21 protein-coding genes are annotated in these 26,159 nt (G+C 41.8%); 1 reads left to right on the plus strand and 20 read right to left on the minus strand.

The features are described from left to right. Window positions 1–129 precede the first annotated feature (129 nt). From deoD to ACN6MV_RS27800, 5 genes are all read right to left on the minus strand, one after another. The gene (deoD, locus tag ACN6MV_RS27780) at window positions 130–846 is read right to left on the minus strand and encodes a purine-nucleoside phosphorylase (RefSeq protein ID WP_042131124.1); all 717 of its coding nucleotides are present in this window, start codon (window positions 844–846) and stop codon (window positions 130–132) included. Between the two features lie 114 nt (window positions 847–960). Then, window positions 961–1,782, minus strand: a complete 822-nt coding sequence (locus tag ACN6MV_RS27785; protein ID WP_042131125.1) for a methyl-accepting chemotaxis protein — start codon at window positions 1,780–1,782, stop codon at window positions 961–963. Window positions 1,783–2,003: 221 nt separating this feature from the next. Beyond that, on the minus strand, window positions 2,004–3,533 hold the full coding sequence (gene ahpF, locus ACN6MV_RS27790; RefSeq protein WP_283909160.1) for an alkyl hydroperoxide reductase subunit F: 1,530 nt from the start codon (window positions 3,531–3,533) through the stop codon (window positions 2,004–2,006). Window positions 3,534–3,547: 14 nt separating this feature from the next. Further along, window positions 3,548–4,111, minus strand: a complete 564-nt coding sequence (gene ahpC / locus ACN6MV_RS27795) for an alkyl hydroperoxide reductase subunit C (protein WP_042131127.1) — start codon at window positions 4,109–4,111, stop codon at window positions 3,548–3,550. 231 nt (window positions 4,112–4,342) lie between these two features. Further along, window positions 4,343–5,221 carry an aminoglycoside phosphotransferase family protein gene (locus tag ACN6MV_RS27800; RefSeq protein ID WP_339291485.1) on the minus strand — a complete coding sequence of 293 codons (879 nt, stop codon included), beginning with the start codon at window positions 5,219–5,221 and terminating at the stop codon, window positions 4,343–4,345. Between the two features lie 170 nt (window positions 5,222–5,391). On the opposite strand from ACN6MV_RS27800, the gene ACN6MV_RS27805 reads away from it, so the two are divergent. After that, the gene (locus tag ACN6MV_RS27805) at window positions 5,392–5,988 is read left to right on the plus strand and encodes a YdeI/OmpD-associated family protein (RefSeq protein ID WP_375104107.1); all 597 of its coding nucleotides are present in this window, start codon (window positions 5,392–5,394) and stop codon (window positions 5,986–5,988) included. Between the two features lie 81 nt (window positions 5,989–6,069). On the opposite strand, the gene ACN6MV_RS27810 is transcribed toward ACN6MV_RS27805, so the two are convergent. From ACN6MV_RS27810 to ACN6MV_RS27880, 15 genes are all read right to left on the minus strand, one after another. Then, window positions 6,070–9,705, minus strand: coding sequence for an alpha-amylase family glycosyl hydrolase (locus ACN6MV_RS27810; protein ID WP_419885291.1), 3,636 nt, complete (start codon window positions 9,703–9,705; stop codon window positions 6,070–6,072). A gap of 745 nt (window positions 9,706–10,450) precedes the next feature. Continuing rightward, on the minus strand, window positions 10,451–10,855 hold the full coding sequence (locus tag ACN6MV_RS27815) for a GNAT family N-acetyltransferase (protein WP_038573410.1): 405 nt from the start codon (window positions 10,853–10,855) through the stop codon (window positions 10,451–10,453). Between the two features lie 372 nt (window positions 10,856–11,227). After that, the gene (locus ACN6MV_RS27820) at window positions 11,228–11,557 is read right to left on the minus strand and encodes a DUF6678 family protein (RefSeq protein ID WP_419885292.1); all 330 of its coding nucleotides are present in this window, start codon (window positions 11,555–11,557) and stop codon (window positions 11,228–11,230) included. A 351-nt stretch (window positions 11,558–11,908) separates the two neighbouring features. Beyond that, window positions 11,909–12,751 (minus strand): membrane protein insertase YidC, encoded by an 843-nt coding sequence (yidC, locus tag ACN6MV_RS27825; protein WP_339288210.1) that lies wholly within the window; start codon window positions 12,749–12,751, stop codon window positions 11,909–11,911. Between the two features lie 612 nt (window positions 12,752–13,363). Beyond that, entirely contained in the window at window positions 13,364–13,852 is a 489-nt protein-coding gene (locus tag ACN6MV_RS27830; RefSeq protein ID WP_076120972.1) for a DUF2199 domain-containing protein, read from the minus strand. Window positions 13,853–14,067: 215 nt separating this feature from the next. Next, the gene (locus tag ACN6MV_RS27835) at window positions 14,068–14,736 is read right to left on the minus strand and encodes a Type 1 glutamine amidotransferase-like domain-containing protein (RefSeq protein ID WP_419885293.1); all 669 of its coding nucleotides are present in this window, start codon (window positions 14,734–14,736) and stop codon (window positions 14,068–14,070) included. A gap of 105 nt (window positions 14,737–14,841) precedes the next feature. Then, entirely contained in the window at window positions 14,842–15,342 is a 501-nt protein-coding gene (locus tag ACN6MV_RS27840) for a cysteine hydrolase family protein (protein ID WP_419886825.1), read from the minus strand. 100 nt (window positions 15,343–15,442) lie between these two features. Further along, entirely contained in the window at window positions 15,443–16,354 is a 912-nt protein-coding gene (locus tag ACN6MV_RS27845) for an NAD(P)/FAD-dependent oxidoreductase (protein WP_419885294.1), read from the minus strand. A 1,177-nt stretch (window positions 16,355–17,531) separates the two neighbouring features. Beyond that, window positions 17,532–18,497, minus strand: coding sequence for a glycoside hydrolase family 43 protein (locus tag ACN6MV_RS27850; protein ID WP_339288212.1), 966 nt, complete (start codon window positions 18,495–18,497; stop codon window positions 17,532–17,534). 154 nt (window positions 18,498–18,651) lie between these two features. Then, on the minus strand, window positions 18,652–19,506 hold the full coding sequence (locus ACN6MV_RS27855) for a carbohydrate ABC transporter permease (protein WP_042131138.1): 855 nt from the start codon (window positions 19,504–19,506) through the stop codon (window positions 18,652–18,654). Beyond that, window positions 19,496–20,482: a carbohydrate ABC transporter permease gene (locus ACN6MV_RS27860; protein ID WP_042131139.1), complete on the minus strand. Its 987-nt coding sequence runs from the start codon at window positions 20,480–20,482 to the stop codon at window positions 19,496–19,498. Before ACN6MV_RS27860 ends, ACN6MV_RS27855 begins: the two co-directional genes overlap by 11 nt. A 62-nt stretch (window positions 20,483–20,544) precedes the next feature. After that, on the minus strand, window positions 20,545–21,951 hold the full coding sequence (locus tag ACN6MV_RS27865) for an ABC transporter substrate-binding protein (protein ID WP_339288216.1): 1,407 nt from the start codon (window positions 21,949–21,951) through the stop codon (window positions 20,545–20,547). A gap of 202 nt (window positions 21,952–22,153) precedes the next feature. Beyond that, window positions 22,154–23,413 (minus strand): extracellular solute-binding protein, encoded by a 1,260-nt coding sequence (locus ACN6MV_RS27870; RefSeq protein ID WP_042131140.1) that lies wholly within the window; start codon window positions 23,411–23,413, stop codon window positions 22,154–22,156. Window positions 23,414–23,476: 63 nt separating this feature from the next. Further along, a complete protein-coding gene (locus ACN6MV_RS27875) occupies window positions 23,477–24,280 on the minus strand; it encodes a response regulator transcription factor (RefSeq protein ID WP_042131141.1) in 804 nt (267 codons plus the stop codon). Further along, on the minus strand, window positions 24,277–26,028 hold the full coding sequence (locus tag ACN6MV_RS27880; protein ID WP_419885295.1) for a sensor histidine kinase: 1,752 nt from the start codon (window positions 26,026–26,028) through the stop codon (window positions 24,277–24,279). The genes ACN6MV_RS27875 and ACN6MV_RS27880 overlap by 4 nt, the downstream gene beginning before the upstream one ends. Window positions 26,029–26,159: the final 131 nt, after the last annotated feature.

A 26,159-nucleotide genomic window follows, 5' to 3' on the forward strand; every position in this document is an offset into this window, starting at 1 on the left:
GATCTGGATTTTTCTTCTTGTCAATAATTAACCTAAGGGGTATAGTCTCTTAAATCTTGAAAACGCAAAAAAACATCTCTATACAATTTCTGTATAAAGATGTTTTAGTTTATCTTTCACTTCTTAATCTTAAAGGGAAATCGCTGCTTCTAATGCAACTTCCATCATGCTGTTGAAAGAATTTTGTCTTTCTTCTGCCGTGGTTACTGCATGGGTAACTAATGAATCCGAAATGGTAAGAATACATGCTGCTTGTTTACCTAATACTTTCGCATTATGGAACAGTGCATAGCTCTCCATTTCTACACATACACAACCATGCTCATTGTAAAATTCATTGTGGCCTGGCACGTTGTCTTCATGATAGAACACATCGCTGGAATGAATTCTTGCAGTCAAAAGTGGCTTATTAATGCGTTTTGCTGCTGCTTCAATGATCTCATTCAATTCTTTACTTGGCAGTTGCACGTCTCCTTCTACACCACTTTGCACATAGGCGTATGTAGATTCACTCCAAGCACTATCCGCCAGCACTACGTCAAATAAGTTCAATTTATCTGTGTAGGCACCTGCACTACCGATGCGGATGATGTTCTCCACACCATAGTTTTTGTATAGTTCATAAGAATAAATACCGATACTTGGCATTCCCATTCCCGAACCCATTACTGACACTTCTTTTCCTTTGTAAGTACCTGTATATCCAAACATATTCCGTACCGTATTAAATTGGGTTGGGTTCTCCAAATAGGTTTCTGCGATATACTTCGCTCTTAACGGATCTCCTGGCATTAATACTGTTTTGGCGATTTCACCATTCTGTGCTGCATTGTGCGGTGTTGACATGATTTATTCCTCCTAAGTTTGTTACTCCACTACTATCTTACTATACCATCCATGAATTTAAATATACGTTTAAAATATTCTTTTGTTTCAACAAAAAAAGAACTGATTCTCTTACTACAATTTATTCGCAAACTCGTTAAGCTTTTGGGACATCATTTTTATTTCCTCAATAAATGCAGAAGTATGCTGAACAGATGCCGCCTGTTCTTGTCCGATCGCAGCTATCTTCTCTATCGAGTTAGCCATTTGGTTCGTAATCCCCTTAATCTGTAGCATGGTTTCATTTATATTTTGTGTTGAGGAAACGGTTTCCCGTGAAAATTTTCGAATTTCCTTGGCTACGACTTCAAATCCTCTTCCCTTCTCACCTGCATGCGCCGCTTCAATGGCTGCATTTAGCCCGAGTAAATTCGTTTGGTCAGCAACCTTTTTAATAATCGATAGGACCTCTGTAGTATTCTCCACATCTCTTCCAGCTTGCTGGGATTGTATAAGTAGTTGCTGAGTGTACTCCGCAAGTGAACTTGCGCCATATGAAATATTATCAATTTGCTCATTGGCTTGGGTTAGTGATTCTGAGATCTGTTCTACAATAGCTTTTAATTCACTTTGTCTGCGAATCTGAACTGCAATCCCGCCAATGACTTGACCCGTTTGATCGTGAAGAGGTGTCGCAGTACCCGTAAACTCGAATCCATAGAAGTTGGCCGGCACATCGGACTTCAAAGCTTGATTATCTCGCATAGCTAAGTAAAGTGGTTCTTCTTTGTTTAACAGTTGACCTTCATTAATGTTTAAATCAATGGTGTCGCCAGGAAAATAAGCAACAAACCTTTCCAGATCACAGATGGCTATGGATAAATCAGCCGGAATAGATAATTTAATAATAGGTATAAACGAGATAAATTTGTTTAAGGATTCAATGTTGTTAATCACAAAAATCTAGTCTCCATTCCAGCAAAAAGAATTTTCTAATCATGCTAAATTCTAAATTTTGCTTAGTTCATATTTGAAATATGTATTCGAGGAATCCTCATAAAATCCTCCAAAAAAGTTTACAAATCCCCTTTTTTCTCATACAACATACGGATAACATAACAAAAGCCCCCACTTTGAAGTGAGGGCTTTTGATTTCTTGCTTTTATTAACAGTATCGATTAGTTACGGATCAGATAATCAAATGCACCTAAAGCTGCTGTTGCACCTGATCCCATCGAAATGATGATTTGTTTATAAGCACTATTAGTGCAATCGCCAGCAGCAAATACTCCTGGGACATTTGTGGCACCATGGCTATCTACAACGATCTCGCCAACGCGAGTACGTTCAACCATGTCACCTAACCAATCTGTGTTCGGAACCAAACCGATCTGTACAAACACACCCTGTAATTCAATATGGTGAGTTTCTTCTGTCGCACGATCGATATAAGAAATACCATCTACCTTATCCGTTCCAGTAATTTCTTTCGTTTGCACGTTCTTAAGCACAGTAACGTTAGGTAGGCTGTAGAGACGATCTTGCAGTACAGCATCCGCTTTGAGCTCTGGAGCAAACTCCAGAACCGTTACATGCTTCACTATACCCGCAAGGTCAATCGCTGCTTCAATCCCTGAATTACCGCCGCCGACAACGGCAACATCTTTGCCTGCAAATAAAGGACCGTCACAGTGTGGGCAGTAGGCTACGCCTTTATTCTTGAATTCAGCTTCACCAGGCACACCCATATTGCGCCAACGAGCACCTGTCGACAGGATGACCGTCTTACTCTTTAGAACAGCACCGTTCTCGAGCTCAACTTCAATTAAATCATTCTTATCTAAACGTGTGGCACGTTGTAACTTCATCACATCAATACCGTACTCTTTCACTTGCTCTTCGAGTTTAGCCACTAGCTGAGGACCTTCAATGTAATTAACACTGATAAAGTTCTCAATGCCAAGGGTATCGTTGACCTGACCGCCTAAGCGTTCAGCGACAATCCCTGTGCGAATCCCTTTACGTGCCGCATAAATTGCTGCACTTGCACCTGCTGGGCCACCGCCAACAACAAGTACATCATAAGGAGCTTTGTTGTCAAACTCTGATGCATCCACAGTACTACCCATTTTAGCCAGAATTTCTTCAACCGTCATACGACCGCTTTCGAAAAATTCACCGTTAAGGTAAACGCTTGGAACAGACATAATTTCTTTGCGTTCTACCTCTTCTTTGAACACTCCGCCGTCAATCATAGTATGGGTAATGCCAGGATTGAAGATACTCATTAGGTTCAGTGCTTGTACAACATCAGGGCAATTATGACAGCTTAGGCTGACATAAGTTTCAAACTTATATTCGCCACTAATGCTCTTGATCTGATCAATAACACTTTGCTCAACCTTAGGTGCTCTTCCGCTAACTTGCAATAGAGCCAACACTAATGAAGTAAACTCATGTCCTAGCGGAGTTCCAGCAAAGGTAACGCCTGTATCTTCACCCACACGATTTACGCTAAAGCTTGGGGTTCTAGGCAGTTCGGTTTTTTCTACCGTGATCCTAGCTGACATTTTGGCAATTTCATCAACCAGCGCTTCCATCTCTTGAGATGCTTCGTCAGAGCCTGCACTGATTTTCAGTACTACGTCGCCTTCCAAGAGTTCTAGGTATTGAGCTAGTTGAGCTTTGATTTCTTGATCTAATTTCATTTAGCTTTCGCTCCTTAAATCTTACCTACAAGATCGAGACTTGGTTTAAGCGTTTCTGCACCTTCGGACCATTTTGCTGGGCAAACTTCACCTGGATGATTGCGTACATATTGTGCTGCTTTGATTTTGTTAACAAGTGCACTAGCATCGCGACCAATACCACCAGCGTTAATTTCAACGGTTTGGATAATACCGTCTGGATCAATGATGAATGTACCACGATCAGCAAGACCGTCAGCTTCGATCAGAACATCAAAGTTGCGGGAAATCACATGAGAAGGATCGCCGATCATAATGTATTTTACCTTGCCGATGGCTGCAGAGCTTTCATGCCATGCTTTATGTGTAAAGTGAGTATCTGTGGAAACGGAATATACTTCAACACCCAGTTGTTTCAGGGTTTCATATTGGTTCTGCAGATCTTCAAGTTCAGTTGGGCATACGAATGTAAAGTCAGCTGGGTAGAAGCAAACTACACTCCATTTACCTTTAAAGTTTTCTTCTGTAACATCGATGAATTTCCCATCTTGAAATGCGCTTGCTTTAAATGGTAGGACTTCTGTTCCGATAAGTGACATATTATTTAAATCTCCTTTAAGTTTTATTTTTTTTGTGGATACAATATTCAAATCTGCAAACATCACATATCTGAATACTATTTGTAATTATTATAATTAACCAAATTAAGGCCTGTCAAGTTATTTATAATAATTCTAATATGATAATCGTTGTCAGTCGCTAAATGTTCATAAATTATCATACTTATGAACTAGTATGGGCTAGTTTAGACGTTTTATGTAGGGCAATTTCTACAATTCGAAGTCATCTGCTATGAGATTAATTATTTTTAAGGATTCCCTCGCTACCTTTGGGTTAAAATATCGATTTCCATTATATGTGATTAAAGCTTTCCATAAAGCCCATCCTCTTGCTCTATTCCAAGTCTCTTCATCCATCTGTAATACATCCTTAAATACCTTTCTGCTATCCTCATCAAAAAAGGTCCATGCCATTGCCGCATCACAAGCAGGATCGCCTACACCCAAGATTCCGAAATCAATGACTGCACACAGCTTTCCATCTTTGACTAGTAAATTCCCTGGCGCAATATCTCCATGAACCCAAACCGGCTTGGAATTCCATTTAGAAGCTAATGCCAGTTCCCAGATTCCTCTCAATAGCTTCTCATTAAAAATATCTTTATTATGCTCAATCGCATGTCTAGACTCTTCATCATATACAGCTAAAGCTCCACCTCTATAGAAATTATGCTCTCCTGCTAAAGGTCCTCCACTAGCATCAATAGATTGTAACTCTATTAAGAATGCTCCCAAATCTCTTGCAAACTGATTAAGATTATTAATATTTTGGTACGTTAATGTTTCACCCTCTACCCACTTATTGATAGACCACGGCAATGGATATTCTTCGTTAGGCTTCCCTTTGGCTAATGGTATTTGAATAGGTAACGTGAGTTCTTTACTTAATATGGGCAACCATAGTTGCTCTTTTTCTACTTGTGGAGCATAAGCTGCTGCACTTGGTAACCTCACGCTCATATGCTCGCCTAAATGAAACGTTCGATTATCATTCCCACTGAATTTTACTGGTCTAATCTCTAAATCGGACCACGCGGGAAATTGTTCATTAATTAATCTTGCAACTAAATCGACGGTAATTGTATTCATAAATACCTCGCTAACATAAGTTTTACTAGCCATTTCCAAAAGAGACATCTAATATTATGTTAGCTTCACTAGTGTCTATATGCAAACTATGCAATTAGATCGGTCGTAAAAGGGACAAGCTAAGCAAGTAGAAAGCTTAATATAATTACGAGGAAGAAGGGTGTTCCTTAATGACAAATAGCAGAACCAACGCTAAGGTGGACGGATTCTTAAGAAAAGTAAAACAGTGGCAGGAAGAATACGAGACGTTGCGAAATATCGTTCTTGACAGTGAGTTGTTGACCGAAGATTTTAAGTGGATGCATCCTTGTTATACGTTTGAGAACAAAAACATTGTCTTAATCCATGGATTTAAAGAATATATTGCACTGCTGTTTCATAAAGGTGTCTTATTAAAGGATACCCATGGGATTCTGATTCAACAAACGGAGAATGTGCAAGCTGCACGACAGATCCGGTTCACCAACGTTCAAGAGATCCTTGAAAAAGAAAGCATCATAAAAGACTATATTTATGAAGCCATCGAAATTGAAAAAGCTGGTTTGGAAGTGGAATTTAAAAAGAATACAGATTTCATCATTCCTGATGAATTTCAAACTAAACTCGATGAACAACCTGCCTTGAAAAACGCTTTTGAAGCCTTAACGCCCGGGCGGCAAAGAGCATACCTTCATCATTTTTCGGAACCCAAGCAATCCAAAACCCGTGTGTCTAGGGTTGAGAAATGGATTCCGCAAATTCTGGATGGTAAAGGATTGAATGATTAAGTTGTATATGAAGAAGCAACCTTAGATCGGTGAACAATCCGAACTGAGGTTGCTTCTTCTCTTTTACTAAAAGACTTTATTCTATTTCAGGTAGGTTCCGGTTACTCCAATTCCACCGCTACCGTTCAATACATACACTCTCGCATTTCCTTTTCCGGAGCATACCAGAGTGATTGTGCCGTTAGTAACGTTTTTGGTATCGCCAGTCACCGCATCCACGTAAGTTCCGTTCGGTATTCCGGTAAATGTCGCATTTCCTGAGATCGTAACTAACGCAAAGCTATCAATACCTTTCGCGCTGTCGGTATATCTTCTTTTAAACGCCAAATCACCGGATACATTTTCTGTGGAATACTGGCCTTTTTGCAAGGCTGGAACAGCTCTTCTGATTAAATTGAGTTGTCTGATATGTTTTGCCAAAGGATAGTTCAATGAATCGGCAAGTGTACCAGTAGCATTTGTATACTTACCGTAGTCCTGTACCGTAACGCTACCCTCAATATGATCTCCAAAGTAAGCACGCCCTGTTGAGCTTAGAGGTGCATTTGGACCTACATCGATGACTGATCCTTTTTTAAACTCGATTTCAGAACCATAATAGATCGCAGGTATTCCCCGGAAGGTGAACATCAGCGAGAGATTCTCAGCCCAAGTGTCTTGAGTCCCTGCAAATCGTTGATTCTCAGGGGCTTGGTCAGGTGCATAGTCATGAGAGTCAACATAAGTTACATTCCAAGTAGCATCGTTATAGTACTGATCACCGCTCTTCATACTGAATGCTTCCTGTGCAGTCTTGAATGCCCAATGCATTGGGAAATCAATAACATCCATACCCGATTTCATCGAATAGTCAGGTGCATGATAATTATTGCCTATTAAAAAAGCATTATTTGAGGTTGGTTGCCCCGCTGTAGTAGAGTTATCTGCCCACTCTTGTTCTACTGACAGCTTGTTGGAAGCGTAGTCATTTTGTCCGTCACCCGGATAGGCTTTCGAGCTTTTCCAAGTATAGAATGGAGTCGATATTGCCGGAATTCCACTATTCCATACATCTCTGTACCGAGTAGCCACTTCACCAAAGACAAAGAAGTTTGAGCCCCCTCTTGTTTTCCAGGCAGGAACAAAGTATTTGTTAAAAATATACCGGCTCACATGCTTCACAGTATCGACCCGGAAAGCATCAACACCCATATCAATATACTGATTATAGCTGTCAATTAGATACTGATTCACTACAGGATTTTCCGTGTTCAAGTCCACAGCGTCTCCTGCAATCTGTCCTGTCTGTACGGTGTAAGATTCCCAGGAAAGACTTTTTTCAGTATGATACATGTTATTGTTGGTTTCCGCATTTTTCATGATTGCGAGTCTGGCCTGATATTGCTGATCAGGGGTCATCGTATCATAGTTAGCTGGCAGTTTATCCGTAATTTTGATCATGTTATTCACAGTGTCCGCTGCAGCCGGATCTTTTTTGAACATAGGCAACAGATTCTCTTCCCCAAAATTACCGGTATGATTTACAACAACATCCTGAATTACCTTTATCCCTTTGGCATGAGCTGCATTAATTAATTCCTGATATGAAGCTCCTGCTGACTCATACCTTGGATCTACTTTGGAAAAATTAATCGCATGATAGCCATGATAATCATACCCGCTGGCATTCTGCACAACTGGGGTAATCCAAATAGCACTGAATCCGAGCGCTTTAATGTAGTCGAGCTTTTGAATCAGTCCTTTAAAGTCACCTCTCCAAGCTGGGTCTGAATCCGGATTGCCTGCCTTGGCATCCTCCCATGAATGCACGTTATTACTCGGATCACCATCATAGAATCGTGAAGTAATCACGAAATATATGGTGTCTTCACGGAAATCGCCTTTATTTCCAATCGTATAGACAAAGCTCTGTTTCGTTTCATTTCCGGCACCGTCGACCACCAGGAATTTCAGTGTCGTCGTCTTATTAATAAGAATGGACGGTCCTGCCAGAGCAGTTAAAGCATTGCCAGAGATATAGAGATTTGAACTAGTAGTTGGTTCCGTACCATTATCTGTGTAATATGCTGTGGTCGTTGCTGCTTTGTTATCTTTTATATTAAAAGAGACGGTAACCGCAGAGCTTGAATTCCCAACAGGTAGATTAGCTGTTATGGTTGGGGCTTGCAGGTCGAGATTTAGGTCAATGACATAAGCAAAAGTGCCTACACTGCCTGCTTGACCTAAGGAGTTAACACCAAAAGCCTTAATAGTTGTAGTAGAGGCTACTTGAATTGGTGTCGTGTATAAGGTAGAAGCTGTCGTAGGGGTCGACCCGTCTGTCGTATAGTAAATTTTATCGCCAGTATTGATACTGGAGAGCTTCACAGTTTGAGCAGAATCATATGTTTTCGGCGTAGGAGAGACTGAAATCACAGGAATCTTCGGAATTTCCGGATTAGCGTCATACCATACGTTATCTGAAGAATACCAGCCCTCTTTTACACTGCGGGACAAGTCAGCAGTCTGTTTGCCGTTGCCATCATTAAAGATAAGGCTTGTGCCGGTAGCGTTGGAAATAGTATAGCTGTACCAGTCATTTCCGTCAGATTTCATCAGAATTCCCGGCCAAGCCCCGCTTGTTGGAACCGTTGACGGACTCAGATTCCAGTAATGAATTCGGATCGTTGAACTCCAATTTGCTGGTTTCTTAAAATGAACCGTTAAGCCAGCCGTAGTTGGCGTTGGGGTTGGCGTCACAGTTGGGGTCGGCGTTGGTGTTGGTGTTGATGTTGGTGTTGGTGTTGGTGTTGGTGTTGGTGTTGGTGTTGGTGTTGGTGTTGGTGTTGGTGTTGGTGTTGGTGTTGGTGTTGGTGTTGGTGTTGGTGTTGGTGTTGGTGTTGGTGTTGGTGTTGGTGTTGGTGTTGGTGTTGGTGTTGGTGTTGGTGTTGGTGTTGGTGTTGGTGTTGGTGTTGGTGTTGGTGTTGGTGTTGGTGTTGCGGTAGATGTTGGTGTTGGTGCGTTTGAGAGAGTTACATAGTCAATATTTATATTCCCAGTATCATCCGAGTCATATTTGTAAGCGATCGTATTATTGCCTGCTTGTAAGGAGAGCGTTTCTGTTTGGTCCCCCCATGCATCCCAGTTTGCCAAGTTCGCTAAAGTGGTCTGCTTTACCTTTACTCCATTCACATAAATAGAAACTTTCTTGGCACTGCCCGTCGCATTGGCATAGTGGAGCGTTGCGTTATAGTCACCTGCAGCAGAAGACTGAACGTTAAAGGTGGTTGTTGCTCCTGTAGTTGTGTATCCATCAACAAAACCGGTGCCAGTATATCCGGTGTGATTCGTATTTATTTTTGCGCCACCTGACAAGGCTGCGCTCTCAGCTTCGTATTTACCAGCAACCGGAATAACAACCGTCCAGTTCTTCCCTCCGTTGCTGTCCCAACTATCCGTTGGGGCTGTGATGTGATAACAATATATAAGTGTGGCGCCCTCCTGAACATTGAGGTTGGCCGTAAATGTGGTCCCATTTTTAGTCATGACCGTGTCGGTAATATTCGTCCAGTTATTCGTGGTCCAATGTAGTGTTACAGCAGATGCTGTGGAGTTCGTATAAGAGACTGTATAATCAGTGTTGCTGGCTGAAGCCCCGCCGGATAAACCGAATAAACTAAAAATAAGCGAAAAAATGATCAACCAAGAAACAAACCGCCTAGATTGTTTACGTACCAAATAAATAACCTCCTCATTAATTTTTAAGTACAAAATCCGTTGTGCAAACGTTTGCAAAAATGAGAAAAAAAGAAACAATCTAACTTATACAATCTCCTCCTTCTAAGAAAACATGGAAAAACCTCATTGTATGCGTTTACAAATAGGACTGTTGAGAAATCCTCAGGTTACAGATAGCTCTATATCTAATGAATTTTCCCTGTTTATGATTATAGGCTCCAACCTTTTCCGGGTCAATGCATCTTTTAGGCTAAAAATATATAAATTTAGTGGTCTAATTTCAAAAGTTCAATCGTTTTCATTCATCAGTTGTTCAAGGCATTTTAAAAATTTTAAACTACCGCTATTTATAGAACTATAGTTTCCCGTTTGTTGAACGAATGATTATCAAGACTTGGGTGACAACTTCTTCGTACTTACCCAGTACTTCCGAAATCAGTTCTCGGGATCATGTACTTTATTCACCCATCCGTGTTTTCAATGGTTCTAAAACTTCCGTTAATGATACGGAAGACCCTCCCTTCTTCGCAATACTGTTTAAGACTGTACAAAAAAATAGCCCAGTTATAATTACATACGCGATAAAATGAGGTCACTTCCACCCATTTCATCTGACGAAGAATGATTGACCGTTGAAGCTGGAACATTCACGGTCTGTAAGTGCTCGATATTTGCCATATTGCTCATCCCTTTTTATAAGGATTTAATTTATGTAATTATTTGTATACAAAAATTATACCATCAATCATATCAACTCTGAGATAAACATTGGTGTAGCTCCATCCTCTGTATTAAAGCCAAATTTATTATAGAAATCCACTGCATGAGGATAAGAAATTAATACTTTTGTTTTACACCCTTTATATCTATCAAGCATTATATTCATCATTTCCTTACCTATACCGATACTCTGATAACTCGGATTAATAAGCATATAATGAAAATATACCGTTAAAACACCATCTGACAAAGCATTTATTAAACCGACAAGCTTTCCTCCTTCCCAAGCGGTAACAATTGAATGAGACCCTCCGATTGCTTGTAAAAGCTCGTTTGGATACTTGCCAGACTCCCATTCTACCGAAAGAAATAACTCTTGGAGTGCATCCTTAGTGATATCCTCTTTGCTTGAAGCGTAATAAATACTCACCCTATACCTTCCTTTCATAAAACTAACTACGGCACAACATCTGTTTTAAACTCCCATTTGTCGATGGATTTGCAATCCTTAAGAAGCCATAAAATAATACCGACATAGCAATTTCGGATTTATCAAAGTGAATAATTACTTTATTTACCTCAATATACTCTTAAAAATATGTATAGATAATGGATTAACTGAAGTGTAATTTGTATTTATTTACATTAGAGAATTCTTGAGAATACTTCTTTTACCTAAGCATACTAATCCTAAGAGGCTTATAGCGTTAATCTGCCCGTTAGTTGAATAAAGGCAGCTGATGACGTTGACTGACGGCTGCCTAATCGTATTTGAGCTAACGCTACCCGTTGGTGTAATTATTCAAATATAATCAATGAATTCATTAGTTTTGTTATATCCATAAATTATGATGGAGTCGGTAGTTACTTCACCTGGAACATGTATTTTTTTCAGGAATTGAATTAAATCAGTTTTTATCAAGTCATCTTCAGCATGAATTTCTAACCACTCAATAAATTTGTAGCCACCATCTGAATAATGGTAATACCAATCTCCATCCCAAAGGCTGATATAGCCAGTATCAATGTCTTTAGTTCTCCATTTGGTTGGAAAGGCATAGTTGAGCATTGCTTGTCTTATTTCTTCCCATTTTGTGTTGTTCATTAAAGGTTTTAGTTCATTTGAATCCATATATTCACCTTTTTCTCCCATCAGTACTGCAAGTGTTTATTCCAGCTTATCATTTTCTCTTGTACAAAACTGCCCGTTAGCAGAACAAAGCTGCCGATTCAAGTCGGCAGCTTTGTTCTGATGTTATTGAGCTATAGTTTCCCATTAGCTTAATCGTTATTTATGATACGGTTCTCCGCGCTGTCTGTAACGGTAAGTTTTAGGGCCATCCTTTTGTGGGATGGCCCTTTCACTTTTCTAATTATGTTGAACTATGTTCCCCGTTAACGAGCCGCCAACATAAAAACAGAGCATCTGAGGTCGCGCCTCAGATGCCTTGTATTTAGTATTGTTTTATGACCTGGTTCAATTTTATAAATCTTCTACACCGGTGGGTAAGTTTTTACTCGCTACATTTGGCTTCGTGTACATTTTATTGAGTATGATCGTTTGCACGATAATGAATATACCGCCAACTGCCCAATATAATGGTAACGCGGCGGGCATCTGAAAAGAAAATACACCCATCATAATTGGTGACAACAATCCGATGAAAGCCATTTGGTTATTTTGATTTTGCTGATACTGCGCTGAAACGGATTGAGACACGCGGAACTGAATGTAATACACCGCAGCGGCAATAAGCGGCAAAATCATATCTGTTTTCCCCAAGCTAAACCACAGAAAATCGTCCGCTGCAATCTCTGGGGTACGACGAATGGCGTAGTAAAATGCGAGGGTGATCGGCCATTGGAGAAGCATCGGTAAACACCCCATATTTAAGGGATTAAATTGATGCTTCTGGTAGAGCTGCATCATCTCGACTTGCTGTTGTTTTTTTGCATCCGCACTGACGTCGTTCTTATACTTCTCCTTAAGTGCAGTTAACTCCGGCTGGAGGACGGCCATCTTTTCTTTCATGTCCATTTGTTTCTTGGTTTGATTCATCATGAGCGGCATGATCGCGAGTCTGATGATGAAAGTCATCAGCACGATCGATAATCCGTAGTTTCCGTGAAATGCATTCGCAAAGAATTTGATCAAGATCGAAAATGGATAAATAAAAAAGTGGTTAAATACCCCTGCTGAATCGGCATTAATCGAGTTTGAATGGGATGCTGTCGAACACCCGCTGAGCACAATGATCGGAATAACTCCAATCAACATGACGAGAATGGGCTTGGCCCATTTTTGAAACAACAAAATCTTTTTCATCGTTGTCCTCCCTAATTGAAAGTATGGAATATCAATGTGGGGAAGGACTATGGTCTTCTTCATTAGGTGCTTCTCTTCGTCTGGCAGTACGTACTATCCACCGCAGAATGCTGCTCGGTTGTGACAGTCTGACAGCCACAAACCAAGTTAAACCGGCTGGAGCAATTTCGTAACCCCAGTGAATCTCTTGTGTAGAAAAATAGGTGAATGGAATTGACACTAAGGAATAGATGAGAGCGATCGAGAACGCCAATTGAACCAAGTCATAAAAATGCTCCAGTCAAGTTCACCTCTGTATGAGCAATATTGGAAAAAATTTGAATAATGATTATACGTTTAAGAAAACTGTGTGGTTTCACTAACCTGCCCGTTAGTTGAACAAATAAAAAAAAAGGCTGCCGAAGCAACCGCTATTCCACTAATGTGCCCCGCTAGCTTAATCGACATTACGCACCGAGTCCAATGGATTTAGCCTTGCGGGGTTATCTGCTGATTACGCCTCACCGAAAACCGCTTAGTAGACCAAGGAGAGCAGTGACGCGGCGTAGATACGATTTTATAAGCTGTCGGCACGGCAGCTTTTTCGACCATACTTTCTTTCAAATTCTTCTCTTACAGACTATGATTTATTAAATGAGCAATTTCTTTAACTCTCCCCATTGTAATTCCTTCTCTTTGTTCAACTGCAAGTGGATGATTCGTTTGTTCTAATTCTATTAACGGAACAGCACCAACTTCTTGTGTATGTACCATTGTCTTTAACGATAATGTGGTTATTGGATATATTGAAAGTTCAGTCGATAACCAACCAAAATAAGGTTTTTCAGTTTCCCTTCCCTCTACGTGCAGTAATTCATTAGATTTCAAAAAGTTCTCTTCACTAAGAGAAACCCAAACACTCCATATAAATTTCTCTTTACTATCAATTATTGGTATTTCAATATGTCCTCTAATAAAGAAATGCTGTTCATCAATTACACAAAAATCTCTAATTAATTCTGTTCTTTTCTCTTCTGGTACAGTGTGAAAATAATAGGGTGCTTCACTTCCGTAACATAAAGGAAGTTCATTTAATTCGTTGTTACAGTGAGGGCATTTCATGTTTTCTGCTCCTTATAGTTTCTCGCTGATTTCTTATAGCGTCTTATTCGCGAAATTACTGAGTTATCCTGCCCCTTACTTCAATAAAATGGGCAGCTAGCATCTGCCGGACATAGAAAGACCGCCATTGAAGGCGGTCTAAAAAATTTATCATTTTTGCCCAACAATAAGTCCTGGGGATTTTAAAAACCTGAGATGATTCGCTGTAAGCCTAATTAGAGCGTCTCAACCAATTTCTGAATCTTAGAGTGGGAAATTAAATATACAGGACCCATTATTTCTATTTTTCCGTCCTTTACACGCATTGCACTCTCCTGTTCTGCCGCATAAACATCAATCTCTTCAGACAAGGGGAACAGGTAACCTTGAACAAACGTAGCGTAGTCGCGTTTAGAATGAGATTCATAGGCAAAATGATCAAAGCCAATACCATCATAAATAGTACTTGTTTCAACTTCATTGCCAGTGTTTTTCAAGCATAACCATTTTGCAGCCATGTTTATCGCACCGGCGCTGGCACCCATTATAACGGCATTGCTGTTCTTAATAACATTTGATAATTCATAATCGGCCAAAAAATCGTTTTGCAAAACAGGATCTCCACCGCATAAAAAAATGACAGAAGCGTTGTGAATTAATCGCTGAGCATCTTCCTTCTGCATGCGGTAATCAATGAAATGATATTCATCAAAAATAATGTTAGCCTGATTTAACCATGTACATTCAGAAACATCATCAATGTTAATTTGCTCACCTGTATAACTAGACGGTTCAGCGCTAATCATAACAAACGATTTTCTGTCTTGTATATCCTCATGCAAACAATGGACCAGCTTCTCTGGAAAAAAATTATTAAACCAACTGAGATAGTAGTGAGTACTCAAACTTAATTACCTCCATATGTATTTTTACAATTATAAAATGGAGTTACATATTAGTTATCTAATACGTAACTCCAATTATAAACAATAGCTTCTGTTAGTAGAATCTCAAGCAATGGTCTCCATTAAAAATTCGATCACCGGGTAAGAGATCATATGCCGATCACGGTAAATCGAGTTAATGGCATCTGGCTGTGTGCTAAGGATACCCTTTTGAAGAATGGCTGCTTGAAAGCCTCTTTCTTGTGCACCGTTTATAGTAAAGGTTATACAGTGTTCTGCAGCGAAGCCTGCAACGATAATAAATTCAACACCATGTTCACGTAGCACCTGTTCCAAATCTGTTTTCCAAAAAGCATTAGAGAACTCTTTTTCTATCTGGATATCCGTAGGTAACACTGTAATTTCCGGAATAATATTTCTTGCTTCTGGATCCGTATCTGCGTTTGCCCCTTCCACGTCTTTTATATGAACGACAATTTGGTCTTTTGCACGAAGTAACCCCGACACATGATTAATGTATTCACAAGCCTGGCTTACATTTAACTTCTCCATATGATCGTGTAAGAAAAGGTCTTGCATATCAATAATTAGGAATCCAACTTTTATTTTAAACTACCCCTCTCAGAACAAATATAGTTTCTATATTAATCTGGATGTAAGTTCAGCTCAAGGGAATAAATGAATTAGACTATTTTGTACAATAGCATCAGATGTTACGCCATTCCTCTTCATTTAGTTCGTTGTTAATGCCGACCCCAGCTAAGGAACCCATAGAAGCGGCAATAATGGCTTGATGAAGATGTGTTGCTGCATCACCGGCACTATAAACGCCTGGAACGTTCGTTTTACCGAGATTATCGACAATAACTGTTCCAGCTTCTGTGATCTCGCAACCGATGGCTTGCGGCAAATCTGATCCGATCATTAGCTTTGGTCTGAAAAATATCCCTGTACATACGATGCTAGTACCATCCTTCAGCACAACTTGCTGTACCATACCATTGTCAGATTCGATCGATTGAATCGGCAAATCATAGACCGGAATGTTATGTTGTTGAAGTTCCTCGCATTGTGCATTCGTCAAGTCATCAGATCCATTAGTACATATGGTAATGTTATTCGTCCAACCAGATATCACTTGGGCCATATGCGTTGCATCCGCTCCCTTAACAATTACTACAAGAGGCTGATCTCTTAGCTCCCATCCATCACAATAAGGGCAGATAAAGGCGCTTTTGCCATACACATCTGAGAGCCCCTTAATTTCCATCGGAAGATCCTTCATTCCTATCGCAAAGAGCAGCTTTTTACTTCGATAGGTCTGACCCTGAACAGTCGAAATTTGAAAATCACCATCGGTTCCCGTAATCGATATAGCGGTATCTTCCGCAAAAGTAACGGATGGATAGGCACTTATCTGCTCCTTCGCAATTCGTCTAAAATCGCTTGGACTTATAGGATCTCTAGTAAGAAAGCCATGTGTTTCTCGAGTAACCCTATTCCGGGCGCGTCCTTCATCAATAACAACAACGTTTTTTCTTGCCCTGCCTAGCACCAAAGCAGCATTGAGACCTGCCGGTCCTCCGCCGATAATCGCACAATCGTAATTCATTTTCATTCTTCCTTCACTTTTCAATTTATATTACAGATATTAAAGACTTATATTGTCCATTATAGTCTCAAAAAAAGAACGAACCTCACTTCGTTTTAATTAAAGACTTCACGAATCCATAATAACCTCAATATATTTAAAAGGCAAGGATTTATTCTATTCAATCATTCCCCCTTCATAACAGCCTATAGTATTCTGAGTCTAATCATGCAAAGTCTATCCTGCTGAAAAAATATCCAAAGGAAGTCATACGCCTCATTAAGACAGCGGACCTGAACGGGGACAAAAAAGACGAAAACATAATACTTACGGACTCCGGAAATTTATTTTTAGTTAATTCTAAAAATGTTGTTGTACTTATTAATACAAACGTAGCCTATGAAGAAGATGACGCTTCAATTAAGCTTATTACCAAATCACCAAATGAAAAACATGTAGCTATACTTGTAGACTATTTTCCTTCCAATACCCAAGTCTATGTATATCGTTTAGAACAAGGAACATTAGTTAATAAGCTACAATTTATGGCTGACTATTCTGCTGAGATCGATGAAAAGGGCCGATTCCATCAATACTGGAAAAAGTACGCAACAGAAGGCGGATATAGTTTAGTCCATGGGACTTTTACATGGGAAACTAAAAACAACAAATACAAAGCTAGCGGTCAGTTTGTACTTCAATAACCAATTAATATAGCTCCTAGCGTAATCACCCACAATAACGGAATAGCACTAATAAAAAAGATAGTTAAAGATTTAAATCTAACCCTAAAGAACCAAGATAAAATCGAACAAATAACAACAGCAACTGGATACAATGAAACAATTATCATTATTGATATTCCCCATGCTGAGATCCCATTGTCAAAAACCATAAAGGATAATCCCCAAATTACGAACCAAGGAATTAGAGATAATAAATATAAAACTTGAATAATAACCAGATAAAATTTCATCGCTTCAAATCCTTTGCGTTTTATTCCATGATTATACATCTGCGATCCATAGGGCGATAGCCCTGCAAAATGTATACAATATTAGAGGATGCTTTTTACCTTCTAAAATCATAGGGCCCTGACGAAATATAAAACAACAAATAAGGATGTCTCAGAAGTATTAGCTCCAAGACATCCTTAAGTATAATTTCATAATTCACCCTATAAAAAGGGGGGCTCTACCTTCAATTAGAGTATTACCGGCCGGATTCTGCCATCTTCCTCATAATGAAGCTCTGTAAATTTCATACTGCGTTTATGATCTACGCCGCCAGACAGAGATGCGTCATGGTAGAACAAATACCATTTCTCATTAAATTCCACGATGGAATGATGGGTCGTCCAGCCGATGACTGGATTCAGGATCGTCCCTTGGAAGACAAAGGGTCCGCAAGGCTTATCACTTACCGCGTAGACGATCTTATGGGTTGTACCCGTGGAGTATGAGAGATAATATTTCCCCTGATACTTGTGCATCCATGGACCCTCGAAATACCTCCTGTCCTCATCACCCGCAAGAATTGGGTTTCCCTCTTCATCAGTAATAATGATTTCCTGAGGGGCAGATTTAAATGCCAGCATGTCTTCACTCAGCTCACCCACCCAAGGACCATAAGCCGGCTCCTCTGGGCTCTTTTCTACCGCATCTTGCTGAAAAATACCGTCCTGCCACTTTTCTAATTGTCCGCCCCATAAGCCGCCAAAATACATATAGGCTCTTTCATCCTCGTCCACGAATACAGCGGGATCGATGCTGAAGCTACCTTCTATATAGCTTTCTTGAGCCTGAAAAGGACCCGATGGTGAAGCTGACGTAGCCACTCCGATGCGGAAGATCCCCTCCTTATCCCGGGCCGGGAAAAACAAATAATATGTCCCCTGCCGGTATGCGGCATCTGGCGCCCACATTTGCTTCGAAGCCCAAGGCACATCCCGAAGATGAAGTGCCTCTCCGTGATCTACACAGGGGGATGTAGGATCTTCCAAGGAAAACACATGATAATCTTCCATCGCATATTGGTCACCATTATCATTTGTAGGTCCACCATGGTCGATATCATGGGATGGGTAAATATAAAGCTTGCCCTCAAATACATGAGCGGAGGGATCGGCTGTATAGAGATGGGTAACTAACGGCTCATTTGGGGTTGCCATAATAGGATTCTCCTCCTCATTGAGATTACGCCTGTTGATTAGCCAAAAAAAGGTACAATAAGTCTCTTTCAGGGTATTTTTAGCTAATCAACAGGCCTAGATTGGAATAAATTAATTCCACGGTGCTGCCCTTATTCGAAGCCAGCAGCCGAGGTTATTCTTTGACGCCTCCGAGCGCTACGCCCGCAATAATGTATCTGGATAACAGGAAGTAAACCACAAACAGCGGTAAAGCTGTTAAAGCCAGCCCCATATAAATCGAGCCGAACTCCATCTTGTAGATATCACCTCGGAGCAAGCTTACCATGATCGGCATGGTGTATTTCTCCTTCTGCGTTAGCAATATCAGCGGCATGAACAGGTTGTTCCAATTGGCTACAAAGGCAAAGATAGCTTGTGTTGCTACTGCTGGCATCATCAACGGTAAGATGATCCGGTTGAATGTAAAGAACTCTCCAGATCCATCTACGCGTGCAGCTTCCACGATCTCTATCGACAGAGTTGCAAGAAGGTATTGGCGCATAAAGAACACTACCGCCGGTGCAGCAATCGCTGGTAGAATCAGCGGAAGAAAATTGTTGGTCCAATGTAACTTATACATGAACTGATAGAATCCGATAGCGCTTGCCTGGGAAGGAATCATCATCACGCACATTATAAAGGTAAAGAATGGCCCCCGCAGCTTCCAGCTGTAGGTTACGAGCCCATAGGCCGCCAAGGACGAGAAATAGACTGTGCAGAGGGTTGCAGAACTGGCGATAATGAATGAATTCATGAACCCTTGAAGCGGATCAAAGCTCTTATCGAGCAATACTTGCAGATTGCTCATCATATGGCTCGAAGGAAGCAGTGAAAGACCACTTTGGATTTCCGGTGTAGAGCGTGTGGCATTTACAAACATGACCCAAAATGGCAGAATACTGAGTACCGCCAAAGAGATGCAAACCACATAGATAATCGTCTTATTTATCTTTCGGTTAACGGTTCCGCTTTTCTGATTATTTGCCATGTGTTACGCCTCCCTCACGGGCTGCTATAGCAGCTTTTCTATACTTTTGCTTTTCTATTTTTTTAAGTCTTGACGCGTCGCGGTCACGCATCACATAGAACAGGATTCCAGCCAATATCGCCGAAATCAAGAACATGATCATGCTCGCTGCTGCAGCACGATTATACATATAGCTGCCCTTGAATGCTTGCCCATAGATAAACATGGACGTAGTAAGCGTAGAATCGTCCGGTCCGCCTGCAAGGAATAATTGCGGAATATCGAACATGGTCAAACCACCCACCATAGATGTAATCAATGTGAACAGCAATATCGTACGCAGACTCGGCAGTGTGATGCGGAAGAAGGTTTGAAACCCGTTGGCCCCGTCAATCGATGCGGACTCGAAGAGCGCAGGATTTATACCCATAACGCCAGCGATCAGGACGATCATGGTATTGCCGTACCACATCCAGAACTGGATGAACGCGACAATGCCCCGTGCTGTCGACTTATCCTGCAGGAAGAACACTGGAGCGTCTGTCCATCCCAACATTTGAAACAAACTGTTTACAGGACCCATCGGATAGGCGAATAAAGTGCTGAACAACACGGCAATCGTACTAGCAGTGATGATATTAGGCATATAGAGCAGAATCTTGAACAAGCCTTGTCCCTTTATGTTGAGACGCTTATTCGTGAACCATGCGGTTAGCAAGAGCGCGAGAAGCATCTGGGGAACAAAGTTAGTAATCCAGAGCAATCCGGTATTGAACAAAGACTTCCGGAACGAGGGATTATCAAAGAGAAGATCTTTGAAGTTTTGAAAAGGATTATCAAGAATATGGATTGGTTTGGGTATTATTCCTTTCATATCGGTGAATCCAATGACTGCGGTATATAAAATGGGATACAGTGAGAAAATCAGAAATGCAAGGACAAACGGGAAGGTAAAAATATAACCGTATTTCGAATAGTTCACATTTTTGCGGCGCATGCTCTCACCTCTTTAGTTGATATGAAGGGGCGGGATTACTCCCCCGCCCCTCCGAATCCTTCTTATTCGCTTTCAATGCCAAGTTGGTCTTTGACTTGTTGCTTAAAGGTTTCGATCGCTTTGGCACGGTCCTTGTTGCCCGCGGTGTATTCACGTACTTGATCACGCCAGAGCTTGTTGATTGTTTCGTCGTACTGGGTCAAGTTCTTACCTGAAGCGTTTGCATTGGCCGGTACAAACACATCGAACATATTTTGACCACCGAGCAGTGGAACTTCACCGTTTGACTTCGACATCACAACTGAGGATGCAACGCTGTCCTTGGTTCCTTGCTCGCCTTCCTTCATGGTACCGTTAGCCCAGTAATATTGGAGTCCCGTTTCTGAGGTGTCGAGTGTAACCCACTTCACAAAGTCCGCAACAGCCTGTTTCTTGGCCTCATCCTTCGTGACGTCTTTGTTGGCAAGCAGCCAAGTGCCACCCCAGAAGAAGCCTGTTGGTGGTTCGGAAACCGCCCAGTCGCCATTCGTGTCTTTTACTTGACCGTTCATCACGTAGTTGATGAGCCAAGCAGGACCGAAGAAACCGAAGATCGGTTGGGCGCCGGTACCGGACATATCCGCATACCATGCTTCCGTCCAGTCTGTCGTATCGTTATGATAGCCATTGTCTTTCAGCTTTTTAGAGAGATCCAGGAACTCTTCGCGCTTCGGATCGATATGAAGCTTACCATCAACAAGCCAACCCTTGTCCGAGCTGTTCTCGATTGGATGCCAGATATCTCCGTCACCGGAAACGATGCCGTATCCTTTAGCTTTCAGCTTCGCAGCTGCATCGTAGAATTTATCCCAGCCTGGTCCAATTTCATTCTTGATGGTGGCTGGATCATCCGTTCCAAAAACTTCCTTCGCAATGGAGCGGCGATAGATAAAAGCGCCGCCAGTCGCTTGATAGCCGAGGGCTTTCAATTTACCGTCTAGACTACCGATGTCAACCGAGTATTGGGCGATGCCAGCGTCTTTAACCATTTGGTCATCAAGGCCTATATCAGAATAGTTAGCTGCATAGCTTGAGGCGTCGCCTTGTGTATACTTGAGCACAAATGCTGATTCAGCTGCAAAAATGTCAGGGGCATCTTTGCCTCCAGCTGTGAGAGCCTGATCAAGAGCAGGCTGATAAGCTCCGTCAGTGGTTGCGATAACTGTAGTTTTGAACTCTACATTTGCGTCAGGATGGATTTCCAGATACTTCTTAGTCATGTTAGGAATTTCGTCCGTAAAGCTCCAAAGATTGATGGTGACTTTCTCACCTGTTCCTTTTGCTGGAGCTTCGGTAGTATTGGCTGCTGGTGCAGGCGCTGAACTTGGGCTAGATGAGTTGGAATTTGAGTTCCCACCACATGCTGCGAGAGCAGATGACATCACGAGCAATGTAGAGATCCCCACTAAACTACGTTTCATACTTTTCATACTTTGCCTCCCCTTTTATATTGATCCTCGGTTTTATGTAACCGCATACATAATTATAGAGCCTATGATTCTCTAGCATAAGGACACCCTCTTTAGGAAAACTTCCACTATTTTTAGATTCAGTTCTATACAACGCAAAAAAAAAGAGACATCAAGGCATCTGTACCTTGGCGTCTCCATTATCTGTTTATATTTTTGATCATTACTTATCCGCTTTTAGCGCATCATCCTGTTTCTTAATGAATTCTTCTGGCGTGACTGCTTCGCCGAACAATGCCTGAATCTGGTTCATGTGTATAGTAGAAGCGACGGGTTTCATTTGTGTATCCAGATAAAGAGTTACTTTATTTGCCTTATTTAACTCGTTTAAAAGATCAATGAACATTTGCGGTAGCTTGATGGTCGCAGTATCTACTTTGGTAGCCGGGATTACGCCAGCATTGACAACAGAATGCTCTCCCCACTTTTGAACGAAAAAGCTGACGAATTTTTTGGCTTCGAGAGCATGCTTAGAATTCTTGGAAACGAACAATCCAGTACCCGGACCACCGACCCAATCATCCACGTTGCCTTTGCCGCCTACAACTGTCGGGAACTTGAAATAACCGATGTTGACTTTAAATTCTTGGGCTATATCCGTAGTGGTCGTAAAATCCGGCAGCTCCCAAGTCCCTGTTACGAACATGGCTGACTTTCCATTCATGAACTGTACCTTGGCTTCATCATTGGATAAGCCGTTGTAACCTTTGATGAATGTGTTCAAGTTTACCAGCTCTTGCACTTGTCTTGCCGCCTCTAGCAAGGAAGGGTCTGTGAAGTCCTGATCCGCAACAGCCTTATCCATCAGGTTGGGTCCCCCAATACGATCAGCTAGATACATGTACCAAAAGGAAGCCGGCCAACCGTCCTTGCCACCAAGAGTAACGGGTGTTATACCATTGTTATTTAGTGTTCGAATGATCGCTTTGAGATCATCCAAGGTCTGGGGAGGCTGTAAATTGAATTCTGAAAATATCTCTTTATTATAATAGACTGGGACTATGTTCAGTTCGACAGGAAGAGCATATGTCTTCCCATCAAAGGAATATCCCTCCGTCGTACCGGCTACGAATTTCCCCTTCAGCTCATCCTGTAAAAGATCGTCTACGGCTGCAAACTTGTTTCCTCTAACATAAGGATCCATAAAGCCTGCCGCCCAGGTGAATCCGATGTCCGGTAGATCATTAGATGCGGCAAGCACCTTCAGTTTGCTTTTATACTGCTCATTTTCAAGAACTTCCGTCTTGATGGTGATATTCGGATTAGCTTCTTCAAATTCTTTGATGATTGCTTTCACCATTTTGTTTTGCGCGGAGTTATTGCTATCCGGCCACAGATGCATCATTTTTAAAGTGATCTTCTCGCCGTCGCTCTTGGTGCTATTCCCTTGGTCCCCATTGCAAGCTGTTGTTATCAACAACAATGTTAAGAAAAGTGTACTGTATAAACCGATTCTCTTCGTAGATATTCCCCCCTTGCCGAGTCATTATTGAATATTCGCTTCTATACCATTCCTCATGGAAGAACGATACTGCCCTGGACTCATTCCTTCGTACTCCTTAAACAGCTTGTTGAAATACTTAACAGTCTGGTAACCGGTAAGGCTTGCAATTTCTGCTATGGGCAGATTTGTTTTCAGTAGTAATTCCTTCGACTTCTGCAATTTTCTGCGGGCGACGTATTCGCTGAAGTTCATCTGGCATTGCTCCTTGAAAAGGGAACTGAAATAACTCCCATTCAGATGTACTAGTCCAGCTACTTCCTGAAGGCTGATCGCCTCCTCTATATGCATTTCCACATAGTCTATCGCCTGGCGAACCGGGTCACTTAATGTGGCATCTTCATCTCTTATGGCCATTAATTGCGGATCGGCCATCTTCCGCATGAAGCCGATATGTTCCTGCTCTTCCCCTGCCTTCAGGGCATCCTCCACAGATGCGATCAGCTTTTCCCGGCTAGCTGGCTTGAGCAAATATTCCACTACGGACAACTGGATCGCTTGTTGAGCATACTCGAACTCCGCATGACCGGAGATGAGAATAACGGATGGCTGACGCTGTATTTTTTTGTCCCTTATTTGACTAACTAAAGAAAGACCACTGATTCCCGGCATGCGGATATCCGTTATCATAAGTTCCACCGGTGTCTCCTCCAGAATTTCTATAGCGGAGATCCCATTGCTTGCCGTAAGGATCTCATATTGACCGGCTGCCCACACCTCAAGTATTTTCTTCATTCCTTCTCTTGATCTTGGTTCATCGTCGACAATAAGAATCTTTCGGCTTCTCATGGCGTTATGTCTCCTCGGACAGGAATTTTAATGTTTATACGGGTGCCTTGACCCTTACGGCTATCTATGGTCATTACTGCACCCTGTTCGTTTTTTCCTGAAAAAAACAGTTGAAGCCTTCTATGCACATTGGCAATTCCAACGCCGGAATCTTTAGAAGAAGACACCTTCCCGCTTTCTAGCCCTTCCACAAGAGAGCGCAGCATCTCCTCGTCCATTCCCATCCCGTCGTCTTCCACCGTAATGGTGATCCATTCTTCGTCTCCAGCGACCGTTAGCTTTATCCATCCCGGTTCAATCTTGCTCTCGACCCCGTGTAATACAGCGTTTTCCACGAGCGGCTGGAGTAACAATCGGGGTAACTCCACATTCGAAAATTCAGAAGGAGCAACAATTTCCCACTCCAAGCGATCTTCAAATCGCATCTTCATAATAAGCAAATATCGCTTTACATGCTCCAGCTCATCATGTAACTTCACCCATCCCCCTTTACTCGAACCGGTGATAGTATAGCGGAATAAATCAGACATGGCGACAACGTACTCCGCTAGCTGATCTTCCTCCTTATCCAGCAGCGACCAGTACAGAACATCCAGAGTATTAAACAAAAAATGCGGATTAATTTGTGCTTGAAGTGCTTTTAACTCCGTATGACTCCGGGATAACTCCTTCTCATAAACTAACTGGATCAGCTCATTGATATTATCAACCATTTTGTTATAAGAATAATTCAGCTCCTGAATTTCCATAGTGGAAGATACGTTATCGATAGGCTTCAGAATACCAAGACGGGTACTTCTCATAGCTTTGATCAACTTGAACACAGGTCTCGTAATAAGAATTGACAGGAAAAATGAAAGTAAGGTGAATAACAAGGTACCCATCAAGGCCGATACGACGATGGTCGTTCGCAAGACCGATATCCCCTTGGTAATGACGTTAACAGGGGTTAAGATGAGTAATGTCCATCCCGTTACGGAAGATCGCTGTTTGACGACGATAAAGGACTGCTTGCCGATAGAAGCGATCTGATCGTCGGATTCTTCCACCAGCTTTGCTGCTGTCTTTTGCGAAATAGTGTCATCGTTGGAAGTGATGAACTGGCCATCAGGAGCAAGGAGCAACACCGTTTCTCCGTCTCCCTCCCCGGACAGGGAACCCTTAAGCGCAAACTTGTCACGGTCTGAGCGGATGAGTAAATACCCGCCTGTCATGAAATGCCGATCGATAAGGCTGATCTGCCTGATCGCCACAAGCGAAGTGGAATCTTGCGGATCGATACCGAACCAGACGAGGCCTCCTTCCTTACTCGTCGCCATTTCAACCCAATCCTCCGGTACCTTATCTCTGAGGGTGCTGCCATCGAGCGGATACAGCCTCACTCCGTCTTTGTTGTAAAGCTCCACAGATTTAATGCCGTCCGTATAGATTTGGACCAGATTGATAATAGATGGCAGCGCTTGCCGTTCTGTAAAGGTAGCGGGATGACCTTCTATATCCCGTAAAAGCAGTTGCTGGATATAATCGTTGGTAGATACCAGCGTCGTCAGAGAATTAATCTGTTCGAGAACGCTTTCCAAACGGCCGTTAGCCTGAATCGCAGTTTGCTGAATATGCTTCTCCGCATTGTTCTTGAGTAGCGTCGAGACCGAATGGAAGGTAATCCCTCCAACAAACGTTAGTATGATGAGCATGACGGCGAGAAAACCAAGCAACATTTGATTTCGCAGCGTATTTAACTTTAACATTAATAGTATCCGCCGCATGCAGTCTCTTCCCCTCTTCGTCATATAAGCAAGGAATGATCGCCCCTATCCGGAAAAAGTAAGGGTTTTCAACCTTTTCAGTCATTATATTAGCATGTTTGCTAATGATCCGC

The sequence above is a fragment of the Paenibacillus sp. B-A-8 genome, from assembly GCF_048572915.1.
GTDB lineage: Bacteria > Bacillota > Bacilli > Paenibacillales > Paenibacillaceae > Paenibacillus_AQ.